Source organism: Bradyrhizobium sp. B025 (assembly GCF_042257955.1).
In the GTDB taxonomy this organism is placed as follows: domain Bacteria; phylum Pseudomonadota; class Alphaproteobacteria; order Rhizobiales; family Xanthobacteraceae; genus Bradyrhizobium; species Bradyrhizobium diazoefficiens.
Genome location: NZ_CP170150.1, coordinates 5729192 through 5746660 on the forward strand (window position 1 = coordinate 5729192; position 17469 = coordinate 5746660).

At 65.2% G+C, this 17469-nt stretch carries 14 protein-coding genes; 4 read left to right on the plus strand and 10 right to left on the minus strand.

Features of this window, described 5'->3' with window-relative positions:
- Positions 1 to 123 precede the first annotated feature (123 nt).
- Positions 124 to 1842, plus strand: coding sequence for a caspase family protein (locus ACE10W_RS26835; protein ID WP_375762078.1), 1719 nt, complete (start codon positions 124 to 126; stop codon positions 1840 to 1842).
- A gap of 125 nt (positions 1843 to 1967) precedes the next feature.
- On the opposite strand, the gene ACE10W_RS26840 is transcribed toward ACE10W_RS26835, so the two are convergent.
- The 6 genes from ACE10W_RS26840 to ACE10W_RS26865 all read right to left on the minus strand — a co-directional run bounded on the left by ACE10W_RS26840 (position 1968) and on the right by ACE10W_RS26865 (position 7846).
- Complete coding sequence (locus ACE10W_RS26840; protein WP_011088689.1) at positions 1968 to 3086, minus strand: cobalamin-independent methionine synthase II family protein; 1119 nt, start codon at positions 3084 to 3086, stop codon at positions 1968 to 1970.
- 21 nt (positions 3087 to 3107) lie between these two features.
- Positions 3108 to 3824 (minus strand): ABC transporter ATP-binding protein, encoded by a 717-nt coding sequence (locus tag ACE10W_RS26845; protein ID WP_028173199.1) that lies wholly within the window; start codon positions 3822 to 3824, stop codon positions 3108 to 3110.
- Positions 3817 to 4572, minus strand: coding sequence for an ABC transporter ATP-binding protein (locus tag ACE10W_RS26850; protein WP_304547836.1), 756 nt, complete (start codon positions 4570 to 4572; stop codon positions 3817 to 3819). The genes ACE10W_RS26845 and ACE10W_RS26850 overlap by 8 nt, the downstream gene beginning before the upstream one ends.
- Positions 4569 to 5597 (minus strand): branched-chain amino acid ABC transporter permease, encoded by a 1029-nt coding sequence (locus tag ACE10W_RS26855; protein WP_060908257.1) that lies wholly within the window; start codon positions 5595 to 5597, stop codon positions 4569 to 4571. Before ACE10W_RS26855 ends, ACE10W_RS26850 begins: the two co-directional genes overlap by 4 nt.
- A gap of 8 nt (positions 5598 to 5605) precedes the next feature.
- Positions 5606 to 6475, minus strand: a complete 870-nt coding sequence (locus ACE10W_RS26860) for a branched-chain amino acid ABC transporter permease (protein WP_011088693.1) — start codon at positions 6473 to 6475, stop codon at positions 5606 to 5608.
- Between the two features lie 192 nt (positions 6476 to 6667).
- Positions 6668 to 7846 (minus strand): ABC transporter substrate-binding protein, encoded by a 1179-nt coding sequence (locus ACE10W_RS26865; RefSeq protein ID WP_375762079.1) that lies wholly within the window; start codon positions 7844 to 7846, stop codon positions 6668 to 6670.
- Between the two features lie 528 nt (positions 7847 to 8374).
- On the opposite strand from ACE10W_RS26865, the gene ACE10W_RS26870 reads away from it, so the two are divergent.
- The gene (locus ACE10W_RS26870) at positions 8375 to 8659 is read left to right on the plus strand and encodes a hypothetical protein (protein ID WP_060908259.1); all 285 of its coding nucleotides are present in this window, start codon (positions 8375 to 8377) and stop codon (positions 8657 to 8659) included.
- A 161-nt stretch (positions 8660 to 8820) separates the two neighbouring features.
- Here ACE10W_RS26870 and purU read toward each other — a convergent pair whose 3' ends face one another.
- Positions 8821 to 9684 carry a formyltetrahydrofolate deformylase gene (gene purU / locus ACE10W_RS26875; protein ID WP_060908260.1) on the minus strand — a complete coding sequence of 288 codons (864 nt, stop codon included), beginning with the start codon at positions 9682 to 9684 and terminating at the stop codon, positions 8821 to 8823.
- A gap of 159 nt (positions 9685 to 9843) precedes the next feature.
- Here purU and ACE10W_RS26880 point away from each other — a divergent pair, with 159 nt between their 5' ends.
- A complete protein-coding gene (locus ACE10W_RS26880; RefSeq protein WP_375762080.1) occupies positions 9844 to 10683 on the plus strand; it encodes a uroporphyrinogen-III synthase in 840 nt (279 codons plus the stop codon).
- 17 nt (positions 10684 to 10700) lie between these two features.
- Here ACE10W_RS26880 and ACE10W_RS26885 read toward each other — a convergent pair whose 3' ends face one another.
- Both ACE10W_RS26885 and ACE10W_RS26890 read right to left on the minus strand, forming a co-directional pair.
- Complete coding sequence (locus tag ACE10W_RS26885; RefSeq protein ID WP_011088698.1) at positions 10701 to 11381, minus strand: redoxin domain-containing protein; 681 nt, start codon at positions 11379 to 11381, stop codon at positions 10701 to 10703.
- A 21-nt stretch (positions 11382 to 11402) separates the two neighbouring features.
- On the minus strand, positions 11403 to 14720 hold the full coding sequence (locus tag ACE10W_RS26890) for an adenylate/guanylate cyclase domain-containing protein (RefSeq protein ID WP_375762081.1): 3318 nt from the start codon (positions 14718 to 14720) through the stop codon (positions 11403 to 11405).
- Positions 14721 to 15224: 504 nt separating this feature from the next.
- On the opposite strand from ACE10W_RS26890, the gene ACE10W_RS26895 reads away from it, so the two are divergent.
- Entirely contained in the window at positions 15225 to 16475 is a 1251-nt protein-coding gene (locus tag ACE10W_RS26895) for an MFS transporter (protein WP_375762082.1), read from the plus strand.
- Between the two features lie 9 nt (positions 16476 to 16484).
- On the opposite strand, the gene ACE10W_RS26900 is transcribed toward ACE10W_RS26895, so the two are convergent.
- Positions 16485 to 17159: a Crp/Fnr family transcriptional regulator gene (locus ACE10W_RS26900; RefSeq protein WP_375762083.1), complete on the minus strand. Its 675-nt coding sequence runs from the start codon at positions 17157 to 17159 to the stop codon at positions 16485 to 16487.
- Between the last annotated feature and the right edge of the window lie 310 nt (positions 17160 to 17469).

Sequence of the window (17469 nt, forward strand, 5' to 3'; positions counted from 1 at the left end):
GCAAAGTCTGCCCACCGGGGGAATACCCTCGCTTGCTTTACCCCAGGTCCAACGACGGGAGCGTGAACCCCGGCGTACCGCCGGGCAACAAACAAGCACTTCTCCTCTTACGGGACGACCGCCATGCGCCGCCTGCTCGTCGCGCTCTGCCTGCTCACCGTCGTGCTGGGGTCGACGTCGGCCCAGGCGCAGGCGCGCAACCAGCTCGGGCCGCTCTGCACCACCGAGACCACCCCGGCGGACAAGATGGTCGACGCCTGCACCAAGATCATCGCGCTGAAGGTGTTCAAGGGCGAACAGCTCGCGACCGTCTATTTCTGGCGCGCGGTGGGCTGGAACAAGAAGGGCGACTACGCCAAGGTCATCACTGATGCCACGGAGGCAATCCGGCTGCAGCCGAGCCAGGCGGTCTATAACCTCAGGGGCTCGGCCTATTACGACAAGGGCGACTACGACATCGCGATCGCCGATTTCGACGATGCGCTGAAGCTCGGACCTCCCAGCGGCATCATCTTCCACAATCGCGGCAACGCCTGGCGGGGCAAGCACGACTACACCAAGGCGATCGCCGACTACGACATGTCGATCAAAGCCGATCCGAAATCGGCGTTCTCGTTCCAGAACCGCGGCATCTCGAAAGAAGCACTCGGCGATCTCGACGGCGCGCTCGCCGACATCAACCAAGCGATCCGGCTCGACCCGACGCTGCCGCAGCCGCTGATCAACCGTACCTCGATCTGGCGCGCCAAGGGCGATCTCGATCGCGCCATCGCCGATGGCAGCGAGGCGATCCGGCTCGCCGAGAAAAAGCCGCCGGCCAACATCATGACGCCGCCGAACAGCGTGCTGATCTCGGGCTATACCCATCGCGCGCTGGCCTATGAAGCGAAAGGCGACTACGCCCGCGCACGCGACGACTACAAGGCGACGCTGGCGATCGTGGCGTCGGACGCCGGCAGCAAGGCCAACCAGGCGACCGCAAAAGTGCGGCTGTCGCTGGTGAGCGATGCAGCTGTGCCGATCCCGCGCGATGCGCCCTCGCCCACGACGCAGCCGACAGCGGCCCCTGCCCCGCAGCAGACCGGCGCGGCATCCGCGCCCTCGCCTGCTCCGGCCGTGCGCGGCACGCGCATGGCGCTGATTATCGGCAACGGCGCCTATGCGCATGTGAAGGCGCTGCCCAATCCACCCAACGACGCCCGCGCCGTCGCCAAGAGCCTGCGCGACATCGGCTTCACCGTGTCGGAGGGCGTCGACCTCGACCGCGCCGCGATGCAGAAGATGACGCGCGACTTCCTGCGCGATGCGGCCCGGGCGCAAGTCGCCGTGGTCTACTATGCCGGCCATGGCGTGCAGGTGGACGGCCGCAACTATCTCATTCCCGTCGACGTCGAACTCAAGCCGGGCACGGCCATGACGGAGGCGATGATCGACATGGACACGATCATGGCCGGCCTCGACGATCAGGTCCGCACCAACATTTTGATTTTCGATGCCTGCCGCAACAACCCGATGGCACAGCAGGTGGCTTCAGCCGCTGCCAATCGCGGCATCGAGGGCGCCTCGGGCCTCGCGGCTCCGACGAGCCTCGGCGCCGGGGCGACACTCGGCGCCGGCACGCTGATCGCTTTCGCCACCGCACCGGGCCAGGTCGCGCTCGACGGCGACGGCGCCAACTCGCCGTTCTCCGCCGCGCTGTCCCGTCACATCGGCACGCCCGGGCTGGAGGTGCAGCAGATGCTCACGCGGGTGCGGGCGGAAGTGGTCTCGACTACGAAGAACAAGCAGGTGCCGTGGTCGAACTCGTCGCTGCTGGGTGAGGTCTACCTGGCGGAGAAGTGAGGACGCGCTTGCGCGTCGTCATCCCGGGGTGGTGCGCAAGCACCAGACCCGGGATCTCGAGATCCTCAGGTGCGCAAGCGCGCACCATAGTTCGCGCTACGCACGCCCCGGGATGACGCTGTGCCTCAGTTGCCCCACACTTCCTTCGCGATCTCCACCGCAAGGCTCAGCTTGGCCCACTGCTCTTCCTCGGAGAGGATGTTGCCCTCCTCGGTCGAGGCGAAGCCGCATTGCGGGGACAGTGCGAGCTGCTCCAGCGGCGCGAACTTGGCGGCTTCTTCCAGACGGCGCTTGATGTCGTCCTTCTTCTCGAGCTCACCGAACTTCGAGGTGATGACGCCGACCACGACGACCTTGTTGCCCTTGGGCAGGAAGCGCAGCGGCTCGAAACCGCCGGCGCGGTCGCTGTCGTACTCCAGGAAGTAGCCGTCGTAATTGGTGCCGGCGAGCATGGTCTCGGCCACCGGCTCGTAGCCGCCCGAGGAGATCCAGGTCGAGCGGAAATTGCCGCGGCAGACATGCGTCGTCACCACCATGTCGGCGGGCTTCTCGGCCAGCGCGTAGTTGATGATGCGCGCATAGATCTGCTGCAGGCCATCCGGATTGTCGCCGCGCTCGCGCGCCTTCTGCAATTCGTCCGGCGAGCAGAGATAGGCCCACACGGTGTCGTCGAACTGGAGATAGCGGCAGCCGGCGTCATAGAACGCCTTCACGGCCTTCCGATAGGTCTTGCCGAGGTCCTCGTAGAAGGCATCGAGATCGGGATAGACGTCCTTGGAGATCGACTTGCGGCCACCGCGGAAGTGCAGCACCGCCGGCGAGGGGATCGTCATCTTGGCGGTGACGTGGGCCTGGTCGGCGCACTTCTTCAGGAAGCGGAAATGGTCCAGCATCGGGTGGTCGTCGGGGAAGTCGAGCTTGCTGATCACGCGGACCGCATCGTGACGGGTCTGCACGCCGGCGAACTGGATGCCGGTGTCGGGGTGAAACAGCTCGCAGCCGGTGAGCTTGGCCAGGAAGTCGAAATGCCACCAGGAGCGGCGGAATTCGCCGTCGGTCGCAAGCTTCAGCCCGACCGAGGCCTGCTTGTGCACGACCTTCTCGATCTCCATGTCCTCGATCTTGCGCAGATCGTCGGCCGAGATCTCTCCCTTCTCAAGCCTGGCGCGGGCTTCCTTGATCTTGGCGGGGCGCAGGAGGCTGCCGACCTCGTCGGCGCGGAAGGGGGCTTTGGTTCGCTGCATTCTTGAACTCCCGAGGATTTTTTAGTGGGCCGCCGCCCCTGCGACTCCGAGGTGGCGCTCCAGGACCGAGGGGTCGGCCTTCAGCGCAGCGCTCGGGGCGTCGTGGACGATCGTTCCGCGTTCCAATATCACAACACGGTCGGCGAGCCCCAGAATCTTTTGCGCATTCTGCTCGACGATGATCGAGCAGATGCCGCCGGCGCGGGTGATGGTGCCGATCGCCTTCAACAGCTCCTCGACGATGATGGGGGCAAGGCCCTCGGTCGGCTCATCCAGCAGCAGGACCTTCGGGTTGAGGGTCAGCGCACGGCCGATCGCCAGCATCTGCTGCTCGCCGCCGGAGAGCTGGTTGCCAAAATTGCCCCGCCGCTCCTTCAGCCGCGGAAACATCTCGTAGACCTTCTCGACCGTCCAGGGACCGGGCTGGGCCACCGCGGTCATGTTCTCCTCGACCGTGAGCGAGCGGAAGATATTGCGCTCCTGCGGCACCCAGCCGATGCCAGCGCGCGCCCGCTGGTCGGGTCGGAGCGTGGTGACATCCGTGCCGGCGAGCGCGACGGTGCCGGAGAAGCGGCGGGTGACGCCTACGATGGAGTTGATCAGCGTGGTCTTGCCGGTGCCGTTGCGTCCGAGCAGCGCCAGCACCTGCCCCTCGGCGAGGCGCAGGGACATCTTCGGCAGCACCACCGCCTCGCCATAGCCCGCGCGCAAGGCTTCGATCTCGAGCAGGTCAGACATTGACCGCCTCCTCGCCGAGATAGACCGCCTTGACCTGCGGGTCGCGCGCGACCTGCTCGGGCGGGCCTTCTGTGAGCAGCGCGCCGGAGACCAGAACCGAAATCCGGTCGGCGAAGGAGAACACGAGATCCATGTCGTGCTCGATCAGCAGCACCGTGACGTCGCGCGGCAGCGCGCCGACCACGGCGAGAATGTCGTGGCGTTCGCTCTCGGGCACGCCGGCGGCGGGCTCGTCGAGCAGCAGCACGCGCGGCTTGGCCGCGATGGCGACCGCGATCTCGAGCAGGCGCTGCTTGCCGTAAGGCAGGGTCACGGTCTCTTCGTTCATCACATCGAGAAGATGGAAGCGCGTCAGGAGATCGGCGATCTCGCCGTTGACGTCGCTGCGCGTGCCCATCCGCCGCCACCAGTCGCCGCCATGGCCGAGGCGCTCGGAGACGGCAAGGCCGATGGTCTCGAGCGGCGTCAGGTCGGGATAGAGCTGGTTGATCTGGAACGTGCGCGACAGGCCGCGCAGCACGCGCTTGTGCACCGGCACGTCCGTGATGTCCTGGCCTTCCAGCAGGATGCGCCCGGAGTTCGGCTTCAGCACGCCGGTGAGCTGGTTGATGACAGTGGTCTTGCCGGCGCCGTTCGGGCCGATCAGCGCGTGGCGGGCGCCCTGCTCGATTCTGAGCGAGAGATCGCGGGTGACGCGCAGGCCGCCGAACTGCTTTTCGAGGTTCTGGGTTTCGAGCGCGATGGTCATGCGTCGCTCTCCGGCACGGCGACGACCGCCTTGCGACCGGCAACCTGCTTGATGATCAGGTTCGGCACATACAGCACCCAGCGATGCAGGCGCTGACGGCCGACCAGCACGATCACGACCAGCACGAGGCCGATCCAGAACTGCCAGTATTGCGGGGTGATGGTGGAGAACAATTCCTGGAGCATACGGAACACCACCGCGCCGACCAGCCCGCCATAGAGATAGCCGGTGCCGCCGATGACGAGCACCAGCATCAGGTCGGCGGAGCGCTCGAAGGCGAACACGTCGAGCGAGGCGATCGCGGTGGTCTGGGTGAACAGCGCGCCTGCGATGCCGGCATAGAACGCCGCCAGCGTATAGATCGCGATCAGGCGGCGGTTGACGGGGATGCCGATCGCCGCGGCCCGCAGCGGATTGTTCTTGATCGCACGCAGCGACAGGCCGAACGGCGAATGCACGACGCGGCGGGCGAACAGGAACAGCACGAACAGCACGGCCAGCGAATAGAAGAAGCCGGCCTTGCCGAACATGTCGAACGGAATCTCGCCAAAGATCGGCTGCATCTCGATGCCCTGCAGGCCGTCGGTCCCGCCGGTGATGTTGGAGAAGCGCTCGGCGAGCGCCTCCAGCAGCAGCGCGATGCCGAGCGTCACCATCAGCCGGGTGAGATCGACGCCGCGGATCACGAGGAAGCTGGTGGCGAAGCCCAGCACCATCGCGGCAAGGCCGGCCACGATCAGCGCGAGCACGGGCTCGTTGATGATCCCGTGAAGAGCAAGCAGCCCCGCCGCATAGGCGCCGACGCCGAAGAAGGCGGCGTGGCCGAGCGAGACGATGCCGGCATAGCCGAGGATGAGATCGAGCGACATCGCAAACAGCGCCAGCCGCAGGATGTCGGTCATGATCAGATAGCGCGTGGGAAATGCAAAGCCGCAGGCCAGCACGATCAGCCAGAAGGCGACTTCGCCATAGTGCCAGCGCGCATGGCGCTGGGCGTGATAACCGACGTCGGAGGAAGCGCTCATCGGCGAACTCAACGCGCGGCCGTGCGGCCGAACAGGCCGTTCGGGCGCCAGATCAGGATCACGATCATCATGGTGTAGATCACGAAGGGGCCCATCTTCGGCACGTAGTACTTGCCGGCGACGTCGCCGATGCCGAGCAGGAGCGAGGCCAGGAACGGGCCGGTGATCGAGGACGAGCCGCCGACGGTGACCACGATCAGGAAGTAGATCATGAACTTCAGCGGGAAATACGGGTCGAGGCCGAGGATCTCGGCGCTGAGCGCGCCACCGAGGCCGGCGAGCCCGCAACCGAATGCAAACGTGAAAGCGAACACCTGCGGCACGTTGATGCCGAGGCCGCTGGCGGCGCGCGGATCGTCAACGGCGGCGCGCAGCCGGCTGCCGAAACGCGTCTTGGCCAGCACCATCTGGAGCGCGATGGTGAGCAGGCCGCAGATCACGATGATCATCAGCCGGTAGCGGCCGATGCCGACGCCGAACAGGTCGAACTGGCCCTGGAGCGCGGCCGGCAGGTTGATGAAGACCCGCGACGAGCCCTGGATGTAGTCCACGGCCGCGACCGACATGAAGGTCAGGCCGATGGTGAACAGCACCTGGTCGAGATGGCTGCGCGTATAGAGATGGCGGTAGAGCGTACGCTCGAGCACGATGCCGATCGCCGCCGACGAGACGAAAGCGAGCGGCAGCGCGGCGAAGAACGGCCAGCCCATCCGGTTGACCAGCACCATGCAGACATAGCCGCCGGTCATGGCGAAGGCGCCGTGGGCGAGGTTGACGAAGTTCATCAGGCCGAGCGTGACCGCGAGCCCGCAAGCGAGCACGAACAGCAGCATGCCGTAGGCAACGCCATCGAACAGGTTGGTGAGGATAGAGGTCATCGTCTCAGCTTGGGTTATCGGTCATGGCCGGGCAAAAGCACGAAGTGCGTCTTCAAACAAATGTCCCGGCCATCCACGTTCTTGTTTCGGCTCTCGCGTGGATGCACGGGTCAAGCCCGGGCATGACGAGAGCGGGGCGCGAGATCCCGGGCTCGCGCCAATGCGCGCCCCGGGATGACGCGCTTTCGCGCGTCACTTCTTGGTCTTGCCGAGGTCCTTGACGGCTTCGAAGGTCGCGAACTCGACATTGTAGAGCTCGCCGTCGACCTTCTCGACCTTGCGGATGTAGATGTTCTGCACGATATCGCGCGTCTCGGGGTCGATCGAGATCGGGCCGCGCGGGCTCTCCCACTTCTGGCCCTTCATCGCCTCGACCAGCTTGGTGCCGTCGGTGTCGCCACCGGTCTTCTTCAGCGCCTCGTAGATCAGGTGGATGCCGTCATAGCCGCTCACCGCCATGAAGCCCGGACGAGTGCCGAAGGCCTTCTTGTAGGCCGCGACAAAATCCTTGTTCATCGCGGACGGATGCGCCGCCGAATAAAGGTGCGCGGTGACCGTGCCGAGCACGGCATCGCCCATGTTGTTGAGGAGGTCGTCGTCGGTGACGTCGCCGGGGCCGATCACCTTGATGCCGGCCTTGTCGAGGCCACGCTCGGCATACTGCTTCATGAAGTTGCCGCCCTGACCGGCCGGCACGAACACGAAGATTGCGTCGGGCTTGGCGTCCTTCATGCGCTGGAGGAACGGCGCGAAATCGGGATTCGCGAGCGGCGTCTTGACCTCTTCGACCACCTCACCGCCGCCGGCGGTGAAATTCTGCTTGAAGAAGTTCAGCGCGTCGTTGCCCGGCGCGTAGTCCGAGGTCAGCGTCGCCACCTTCTTGATGCCGTTCTTCACCGCCCAGTCGGCGATGATGGTCGAGGACTGCGCCAGGGTGAAGCTGGTGCGCACGATGTAGGGCGAGCGCTCGGTGATGATGGAGGTGCCGGCCGCCATCACGACTTCCGGAATCTTGGCCTGCGTTGCCAGCGGCGCGGCGGCGAGGGCTGCCGGCGTCACGCCGAAGCCGGCGATGAAATTGACCTTGTCGTTGACGATCAGCTCTTGCGCGGCGGTCTTGGTCTTGTCGGGAATCGCGGCGTCGTCCTTGAGGATGATCTCGATCTTCTTACCGGCGACGGTGTCGCCCTTCTGCTGCATGTAGAGCTTGATCGCGTTCTCGATCTGCTTGCCGGTCGAGGCCTGGCCGCCGGTCATCGGCAGGATCAGGCCGACCTTGACGGTGTCCTCGGCCCTGGCCGGCGCGACAGCCACAAAGCCTGCAATGGCGGCCACCGCGGCTGCCCAAGAAAGTTGTTTGCGTTCGAACATCAGAGTGTCCCTCCCCTTGATTCCTGACCTCTTGTGCGGCGAACCGAGTGCCCGGTCCTTGCCTCACTCTAGCTCACGCGCGAGCCTTATCGCGCGCCACATGGCGTCCTTGGCGCCCCCCTTGTCAATCGGACGTTTGGCGACCATTCGGCGCAAGCCGAGCGTCCCGATTTCCGACGGCGGGGAGTGATGTCGCGGTTACGTCGAGGTGACCCGAACGCCCCGACCTTGGCCGCTTTTATTTGTACGATTGTACAAATAAAATGGACCTGTCAACGAAAAAGCCCCCTCGCCGGGCCAAGCCACGTTGTCGCGAGGCCGGCGCCGCAGTCTAGAAACGCGACGGGCCGCGTGGATGGAAGATTTCGTCTTTCTTTTGCAGAATTGGTACATCTGGGGCCTCGCGCCGGCTCCAACCCGGTAACTTATTACCTACCTCGAATAAGTCTATTTTACCTTGTTGAAGGCTACTCTCGCGGCGCCAGCCTGACCCGGCGTCCAACCAGACCGAACCAGCGCGCCCCCACAATGCCCAAGCCTTTCCGCTCCCTCCTGCCCCTCCTCGCGCTTGCCGTGGGGCTGTCCGGCTGCGGCACGGTCAATGAGAAGCTGTCGGCCGGCGTCGGCGATTACGTCCCGCAATGGGCCGGAGGCCTGCCGGCCGACGCCCCGCCGCGGGCAGGCACGCCGCAATACGACGCCTACATGAAGGAGCGCGAGCGCAAGCGGCTGCTGCCGGCGGCCGATCGCGAGAAGGAAGAGCAGGCGCAGAAGGGCGCGACGGGCACTCCGTCGAGCGGCGCGGTGCGCTAGGTCGGTGCGCTCCCTCGCCCCGCTTGCGGGGAGAGGGTTGGGGTGAGGGGGAGTCTCCACGGGGACGGTGACAGTTGGAGTCGCGGAGAGTCCCCCTCACCCGGGTTGCATCTTCGATGCAATCCGACCTCTCCCCGCAAGCGGGGAGAGGTGAAGACACATCAATCCATAAACACCACGGTCTTGCGGCCGTTGGGGATGACGCGGTCGTCGAGATGGTAGCGGATCGCGCGCGCCAGCACGCGGCGCTCGATGTCGCGGCCCTTGCGGACGAGATCTTCGGGCGTGTCGCGGTGGCTGATGCGCTCGACGTCCTGGTCGATGATCGGGCCCTCGTCGAGATCGCGCGTGACGTAATGCGCGGTGGCGCCGATCAGCTTCACGCCGCGCTCATGGGCCTGGTGATAGGGTTTTGCGCCCTTGAAGCCGGGCAGGAACGAGTGGTGGATGTTGATGCAGCGCCCCGACAGTTTGGCCGACAGATCGTCCGACAGGATCTGCATGTAGCGCGCGAGCACGACGAGATCAGTTCCGGTCTTGGCGACGAGATCGAGGATCTGCGCCTCCTGCTCGCGCTTGCTCTCCTTGGTCACAGGCAGATGGTGGAACGGGATGCCGCCGAAATCGAGCCCGGCATAGACCTCGCGCGGATGGTTGGAGACGATCGCGGTCGGGACCATCGCCAATTCGCCGGTGCGCCAGCGATAGAGGATGTCGACCAGGCAATGGTCGGACTTCGACACCAGCAGCATCACCTTGCGATGCGCGGCGCGGTCGCGCATCTGCCACTCCATGCCGAAGCGCTCCGCGATCGCGGCAAAGCCGGTCTGGAGCGCGGTGAGTTCCACGGCGAGATCGGCCGCGGTGAACACCACCCGCATGAAGAACTTCTTGGTCTCGACGTCGTCGAACTGCTGGGCGTCGAGAATGTTCTGTCCGTTGTGGGCCAGGAAGGTCGACACCGCCGAGACGATGCCGGGGCGATCCGGACAGGACAGGGTCAGGACATATTGATGATCGGGCATGGCTCTTGATGAAGGTTTGGGCAAATGATGCGGAACAACTCGCGATTTGCGCCCTGCTCTATCACCGACCCCGCCCTTGTGCCAATCCCAAGACTTGCTTCTACATAAAGTGCAGAGTCAGGATGAACGGACCATTGCGATTTGTACCGGAGCACGCCCATGGCCGACCGCTTGAACGGCTACCGCATCCTGATCCTGGAAACGCGCGAGGAGGCGCAGTTCTCAAAGCTCCTCGCCGAGCAAGGCGCCGATGTCGTGCAGTGCCCGATGTTCACCATCCACGATGCGCCGGACCCGGCCCCGGTCGAGGCCTGGATCCGCCGCGCCATCGACAGGCCGTTTGACGATCTCGTGCTGATGACCGGCGAAGGCCTGCGGCGGATCATGAAGCTCGCGCGGACCCGTGGTCTCGACCAGGCTCTGGTCGCGGCCCTCGCCAAATCGCGAAAATTCACCCGCGGGCCGAAGCCCGGCAAGGCGCTGCGCGAGATCTCGCTCGAGGCGCAGCAGACCACGGAGAAGCCGACCACCGAGGGCGTGATCGAGATGCTGGGCAAGCTCGACCTGAAGGGGCGGCGCCTCGGCCTCCAGCTTTATCCGGACAAGGACCACAGCACCCTGACCGGCGCACTCTCGGCGCAAGGCGCCGAGGTCGATACCGTGCTGCCCTATGTCTACGATTCAAAGGCGGCGGATGCCAACATCGTCGCCGCCATCGACGACATGGCGGAGGGACGGATCGATTCCATCGCGCTGACCAATCTCGGCCAGGTCCGCCGCCTGATCGAAGCCGCAAAGGCACATGGCAGCGAAGCGAAGTTCCGCGCAGGGTTGGAGCGGACGCTGATTGCGTCGGTGGGCCCTGCGGTGTCGGGGGAGCTCGCCGCGCATGGCCTGCGCACGGACATCGCACCGGCGGAAGATGCGTATTTCATGCGGCCGCTGATTTCGGCGATGGCCGCAGCGCTCGCCGAGAAACGGCCGAAGGTGGCGGGTTAATCACCAGGCGACGATGCCTAGCTCGCCACCTGCGAGGCGGCCGACATCAACTCCTGGGGGCTCGGAGCCCCGAACATGCGCTGGCCGCCTTCAGGAACCTCAGTAAAGGTCCAGCGCACGATCCCCTCGCGATCGAGCAGGAACTGGCCGAACAGCTGGCCCTGGCCGGTTGCCGCCATGCGCTGATCGGCCTCCATCATCTCGTAGCCATCCTTGTTGTTGAGGTATTCGGCAGCCGCCAGCCGATTCATCGGCCCCGGCGTTTCGCCGGGCATATCGACCTGCATGCTCATGACGACGTCCATACCCACCTTGCGCGGCCACTCGGTCTCGTGGTCCGTAAACTCGAGATTGGGCAGGCCGAACGCGCGGTGCGAGACCCGCTCGGGGTCGGACGCGGCGAGCAGATCGGGCAAGGGATGATAGCGGAAGTAGAGCCGCGCGCGTTCGATGGGCGTATTCACGACCGTGAGACTTTCGACGCCCTTGTCGCGCAGCGCTGCGCCAAGTTGCGCCTGTGCCGCGATATGGCGCCGACAGAACGGGCAGTGCAGCCCTCGAAACAAGCCGATCAATATCGGGCTATGCCCACGAAAATCCTGGAGCGCGATCGTTCCATCGCGTGTGATGGCGTCCAGCACGATGTTCGGTGCGCGATCGCCCGGTTGAAGCGGTCCGTCGACATGAAGTTCTGACATGGTTGAACTCCTTCATATGACCTAGTCGAGAAACGGCAGTACGATCAGCCCGGCGGGATCAAGCCCGTGGCGGGCGCAGACATCATGGGCCAGCGCGAAATATCGGTCGGCCTCGGGCATGTCGCCTCGATCAAGGCTTAGCGTGGCGAGACCATCATAGCATGGAAAAAGCTGCTGCGGTTCGCCGGTTTCGTTCGCCACCTCGATTGCCTCGTTGTAGCAGAGGGCGGCCAGATCGGGGCGGAAATGGCATTGATGGATTTGCCCGAGCACGATCAAGGGCACGGCGAGATGCTCGCGCTGATCGAGCGCACGGTCGATTTCGATCGCCTTTTCGGCAGCCGGCACCCCTTCTTCGGTACATCTGTCCGTGAAGGTGCAACAGGCAACGGCAAAATTGGCAAGAAGACGCGCCTGGAAGCCGAGATCCCCGATCCGACGCGCGACATCGAGTCCACGCCGGCAGACCTCCACGGCTTTCGCCGGGTCGACAATCGTGTAGAGCACACCGAGATTGGTGTAGCCGCGGCAGGCTACGTTGAGGAGGCCGGCAGTTTCGGCGGCTGCAACACTTTGCTCCACCTCGCGCACCGCCTCCTCGTGTCGTCCAAGCCGCGCCAGCGCAACCCCCTTGGTGTTGAGGGCCTCCGCAATGGCACGTGCCGCCTCGAGCCCACCCTGCTCGTCCGCGTCCGCCGGTACGGACCGTGCATAGCCGAGCGCCTCGTCTGCCCATCTTGCGGCGGCCACGTGATCGCCCGTCCGAAACGCGAGACGGCCGCGCTCCTGCAAGAGATGCGCCCACTCGATGGGCGCGTCGATCCCTCCAAGCAGGTTGGCCGCCTCGGCGTAATGCGTCTCTGCCTTGATCCGCTTGCCGGCGTCCCACAGCAATCGGCCAAGCTTGCGAAGAATTCGCGCTTCGCTGATCCGGTCCTCTAGGGCGCGGTGCCCCTCCAACGCGCTCTGATAGTGCTCCTCGGCCGTGTTCCGGCGGCCAGCCGCGCCACAGAGGTCCGCGATCCGCTCGTACAGGACCAGACGTTCCGGCTCCCGTTCGCCGCCGGCCAACAGCACGGCGAGGGCCTGTTGGTAGAGACGGATGGCATCGTCATTGGCATAGCTGGCGCGTGCGCGATCGCCTGCCGCGCGCAGATAGCGCGCGCCTTTCGGCTTGCTCGCGCTCAGACTGAAGTGATGTCCGAGCAGTATGAGATCTTCGAGGCGCTCGGGCTCATGGCCATACAGCCTCTCGAGCGCCCCACCAATCCGTCCATGAAGCTCGATCCGGCGCTGCAGAAGCAGGTTTTGATAGATCACGTCCTGAAGCATGGTTTGCGTGAAGCGGTAGGTCCGCAGCGAAATCGAGTTCGAGCCCGCGATCTCCTCGACGATTTCCGCGTCGCACAGAAGTTCGAGCCCTGCTTCGACCCTTGCCGGCTCGGTTGCCGCCGCACCGAGAGCAGCCGCATCAAAACGCGGGCCGATCACCGCGGCCTCCTGTGCCAGGCGGCGCACCTGATGCGGCAACCGGTCGAGACGCGCCAGCAACAACGCCTGAATGCTTGCCGGAATATCGGCGGCTTCATCCGACGTCATCCGCCACTGCACGCCGTCGCGCTCCAGGGTGCCGGCTTCGATCAGGCCGCGTATGATCTCCTCGAGGAAAAGCGGATTGCCGCCGGCGCGATCGAGGATTCGACTGAACAGACGTCCCGGTGGTTCACGCCAACCGTGACTGAAATAGGCCGCGAGCAGCCTTTGCCCGTCGGCGTCGCCAAGCGGGGGCAGCCGGAGGGTTGTGTGACTGATCCTGCTCGAACCGAACTGGTCCGGTTCCAGCATCGGCCGATGCGTAAACAGCAGCATCAGCCGCGTCCGCTCCAGTCGGTCCATCAGGAAGCGCAACGCTTCAAGCGACACCGCATCGGCCCAATGCAGATCCTCGACGATGATCAGCAGTGGCGACAGTGCCAGGCGGCGTTCGAAGACGGTGCGGATCGCGAAGAATATCTGCCGGCGGAGCTGTTCGGGCTCGACGTGCCTGAGCACGGCGTTGGGGTCGCCGAGGCCGAGTACGTGCAGATAGAGGGGCATCAGGCGGTCGGCCTCGTCAGTCGCGAGACCAAGCTCCGACAGCGCTTCGGCGACCTTCGCCTCCGCCTCGGTGGCGCCCGCCTTCTGCGCGATGCCATAGGCGCTGCGCAGCACGGCGGCGAGTGTGCCGTAGGACTGTTCGCCGAGCGGCGAGCACGCCGCCTGCCGGATCGCCACGCCTGCGAATCGATCCTGATCGCGGATGCGGGCGACAAACTCCCTGACCAGGCGCGTCTTCCCGATGCCGGCCTCACCGACCAGCCGCACCAGTTGAGCCGCGCCGCCGCACGCGAGATCAAGGCTGCCGATCATGCGCGCAAGCTCGGCGTCGCGCCCGATCAACGGCGCATTGAGGCCCAGCGTGTCGAGACCTCGCGCCGCACGGGGCGTGTCGAGCGGCTCCTTCAGACGGTGGAGCAGTACGCTGCCCATCTTGCCCTTGAGCGAGACCTCGCCAAGCGAGTCATAGGAGAACGCATGCCGCGTCAGACGGTGGGTCAACGGCCCGACCAGCACCTCGCCCGGAGCCGCCATCGATTGTAGTCGCTGGGCGGTATTCACCGTGTCGCCGGTCACCGAATAGGATTTGGCAACACCCGCACCGAGCCCGCCCGCGACGACGTGCCCGGTGTTGATGCCGACATGGAGCAGCAGCGGTGAACCTGCATACGCCTTCGCGCGTTCGCTGAGGCGCGCCGTCCGGTCGATCATGTCGAGGGCAGCGCGCACCGCCCGCTCTGGGTCGTCCTCGTGCGCCGCCGGCGCACCAAACAGAGCAAGCAGCGCATCGCCGATGAATTTGTCCACGAAGCCGCCGAAGCTTTGCACCGCGGCCGTCAACTCCTCGAACAACCCGTTTTGAAGCGTCTGCATGACCTCGGGGTCGAGCCGCTCGCTCATCGCAGTGAAGCCGCTGAGGTCGGCAAACAGCACGGTGATGGTGCGGCGGTTCGCCTCGCTGTCGATCTTGTCCAGCTGAGGTCGAAATGCGGCTTGAGCCTCCTCCGCCGGCGCGAGCGGCGGAGAGGAGGACCGGATCGGGAGCGTCGTCGGGCTCGTCCGCGCCGATGCCTGCCCGCCTGTGGGGGTCTCAGAGACGAAGGCGCCGCATTTCGGGCAATAGGCGAAATCCGGCGCGCATGGAAAGCCGCAGCCAGGGCACGCGTTCGGCTGCTTCGTGCCGCACTTCGGGCAGAAGGCAAAGCCGCTCTGGACCTCCAAACCACAGCAAGAGCAGTTCATGGGTCAAGACCTCGCGGAAGCCGCGATGGTGCCATCTCCTGGACCTGCCGGACGGGCCCAGGAACCGGGCAAGCATGGGCTCGTCGCACGGGAAGAGCAAGCGGTGGTCGGTTAACGGCCGCGCGCGCGGCCTCACCCCTCCCCGCAACCGGACCGTCTTTCGGTGCTGAGGATAGACACCCCCGGCGATCGTCGCCCGCGCTTATCTCGGCCTCTCCGACGAGCTTTCGCGCAAGCCACACCGCCTCGCCGTAGCGGGTCTCCTTCGCGAGCGACGTAGTGCGCTGCATCAAGGCGAGCATGTCCTGCGGACCCGCCTGGGAAGGCGACACGACGACGCTCACGAGAAACAGCGACCCCAGAAGCCGCGCGGCAACCTTGTGGCGTTCGAGCGGGTTGGTATGCGGCAGCGCTGATTGACACGAGCAGTGTCAGCGCTACGTTGCCGGATTAGAAAGAACAAGAATAAGGGCAGGGAATCGCCGTGAAACCCGTCATTGCATCTTGAGCACATCCGCGCTCGCGCCATTCCGCATCCGCAACTATCGCTTCCAGTGGCCGTCCGACCTGCTCACCTCCTGGGCGTTCGAGATCGAAACGCTGGTGCTCGGCTGGTACATCCTGGTCGAGACCGGATCGGTGCTGCTGCTGACCATTCTCGCCTCGCTGCAATATGTGGGAACGCTGGTTGCACCGGTGCTCGGGATGATCGGCGACCGCATGGGTCATCGCGATCTCCTTGTCGTGCTGCGCCTCACCTATACGGCGCTCGCCTCGACCATCATGGTGCTGGCACTGACCGGCCGTCTGGCGCCACTCAACGTCATGATCATCGTTGCAATCATGGGCCTGATCCGCTCCTCCGATCTCGGCATTCGCAGCGCGCTGCTCGCCGACATCATGCCGGCCAAGCAGCTGGTGGGCGCGATCGGCCTGTCACGGACCACCCAGGACAGCGCCCGCATTGCCGGAGCGCTGACAGGCGCCGGCCTCTTCGCCGTGCTCGGCATTGGGTTGGTGTATGCGGCAGTCGCCAGCCTCTACCTCGTGGCCGCGATTCTCATGTCCTGCCTGACCCGACCGGAAAGGACCGTTGCCACGATAGACCTGCCGGCGAACAGCCGCGCCGTTTCAAAACTGCTCGACGAGCTGAAGGAAGGGATTGTCTACGCCTGGAATGGCCCCGGAATGGGCGCCGCGCTGTGTGTCGCCTTCCTCGCCAATCTCACCGCATTTCCCTTCACGGGCGGATTGCTGCCCTACATCGCGCGGGACATCTTTCATACAGACCAGACCGGGCTCGGCTATCTCTCGGCCAGCTTCGCCGTCGGCTCGCTGATCGGCTCCATCACGCTCAGCCTGGTCGGCGGCCTGCGCATTGCCCGGCTTCTGATCGGCGCGACGCTGGCCTGGTACGCCATGCTGCTGGTGTTCGTCGAAATCAGGACCATGCCCGTCGCCATGGCCTGCCTCGCTCTCGCTGGCATCGCCCAGAGCATGTCGATGATATCGGCCGCCGTGATCCTGATGCGCACGGCGAGCGCGCATCTGCGCGGCCGTGTCATGGGCGTCCGCATGATGGTGATCTACGGCTTGCCGCTCGGATTGCTCGCGGCCGGCAGCCTGATCGACCTCATCGGCTATTCCGCGACGGGCTCGCTCTATGCCGTCTCGGGGTTCATCGCGATGGCGGCGATCGCGGTGCGCTGGCGCGCGGACCTCTGGCCCCTGCACGCCCCCGCCAATGCGCGATGACGGGGCGCCCTAGTCCCCGTACCCGCGCAGCCGCTCGATATCGAGGATGGTGACGCCGCCATATTCGAGTCGCAGCAGGCCCTCCTTCTCCAGCCGGTTCAGCGCGCGATTGGCGTTCTGGCGGGACATGCCGGAGAGCGCCCCGATCTCCTCCTGGGTGATCTCCAGATGCGCGGTCGATTCCGGATAGAGGATCGGGTTGAACAGCGAGGCGATGCCGCGCGCGAGGCGCGAGGTCGCATCGAGCGTACGGTTGACCTCGAGCATGCCGATGAACTGGCCGAGCCGCTCGTTGAGCTGGCGGACCAGAAAGCGGTTGAAGCCGACGCTGTTCTCGAACAGCCACATGAAGGCGCTGCGCTCCATCAGCGCGACACGGCTGTTGCGCAGCGCGACCACGTCGTAGCGGCGCGGCTCGTTCTTGAGCACGCTGCCCTCGCCGAACCAGGCTCCCGCGGTCAGCCCGGCAAGGCTCGTCTCCTTGCCGTCGCGCGACACCCCGCCCATCCGGGCAAGGCCAAAGACCATGCCGGCCCAATAGCCGAACGTGTCGCCGCGCATGAACACAGCCTCGCCGATGCCGTAGGACCGCTCCGTGATTCCGGCGCGAGCGACCTCGATCTCAGCTTGCGTGAGCTCGCGCGACCAAGCGGCGATGCGCTTCAGTTGATCCTCTGAAATCATGATCCCGAAGCCAGCCGCACCGTTTCGTCACTCCGCCCTTCTGTTGCACTGCAACACGACCGCATCCACCGCCATCCGACGAAAGATGAAGGCCGCCTCGCCTGAAAAACTTTGTCGCAGAATTGTCAGGCCGGAGACATTTCAAAATAGCGCTTTCCCCTATTGAGGGCCACCTCGGGCGATGCGGCTTTTGATCCCTAACGGGAGCGAGAGCCTCGCGGGTCCGGTCGAGACCAATAGCTGCATGGTCTGGCCGGCACGACCGTACTAGGATCGCCCGACAGGAACCGACGAAGAGCGCCAAAGAAAG

Coding starts and splice junctions, on each gene's coding strand:
- ACE10W_RS26855 (WP_060908257.1), bottom strand. CDS start 5,597: ATGAGCGCTTCCTCCGACGTCGGTTATCACGCCCAGCGCCATGCGCGC.
- ACE10W_RS26845 (WP_028173199.1), bottom strand. CDS start 3,824: ATGTCTGACCTGCTCGAGATCGAAGCCTTGCGCGCGGGCTATGGCGAG.
- ACE10W_RS26840 (WP_011088689.1), bottom strand. CDS start 3,086: ATGCAGCGAACCAAAGCCCCCTTCCGCGCCGACGAGGTCGGCAGCCTC.
- ACE10W_RS26900 (WP_375762083.1), bottom strand. CDS start 17,159: ATGATTTCAGAGGATCAACTGAAGCGCATCGCCGCTTGGTCGCGCGAG.
- ACE10W_RS26860 (WP_011088693.1), bottom strand. CDS start 6,475: ATGACCTCTATCCTCACCAACCTGTTCGATGGCGTTGCCTACGGCATG.
- ACE10W_RS26890 (WP_375762081.1), bottom strand. CDS start 14,720: ATGAACTGCTCTTGCTGTGGTTTGGAGGTCCAGAGCGGCTTTGCCTTC.
- ACE10W_RS26835 (WP_375762078.1), top strand. CDS start 124: ATGCGCCGCCTGCTCGTCGCGCTCTGCCTGCTCACCGTCGTGCTGGGG.
- ACE10W_RS26850 (WP_304547836.1), bottom strand. CDS start 4,572: ATGACCATCGCGCTCGAAACCCAGAACCTCGAAAAGCAGTTCGGCGGC.
- ACE10W_RS26865 (WP_375762079.1), bottom strand. CDS start 7,846: ATGTTCGAACGCAAACAACTTTCTTGGGCAGCCGCGGTGGCCGCCATT.
- ACE10W_RS26880 (WP_375762080.1), top strand. CDS start 9,844: ATGGCCGACCGCTTGAACGGCTACCGCATCCTGATCCTGGAAACGCGC.
- purU (WP_060908260.1), bottom strand. CDS start 9,684: ATGCCCGATCATCAATATGTCCTGACCCTGTCCTGTCCGGATCGCCCC.
- ACE10W_RS26885 (WP_011088698.1), bottom strand. CDS start 11,381: ATGTCAGAACTTCATGTCGACGGACCGCTTCAACCGGGCGATCGCGCA.
- ACE10W_RS26870 (WP_060908259.1), top strand. CDS start 8,375: ATGCCCAAGCCTTTCCGCTCCCTCCTGCCCCTCCTCGCGCTTGCCGTG.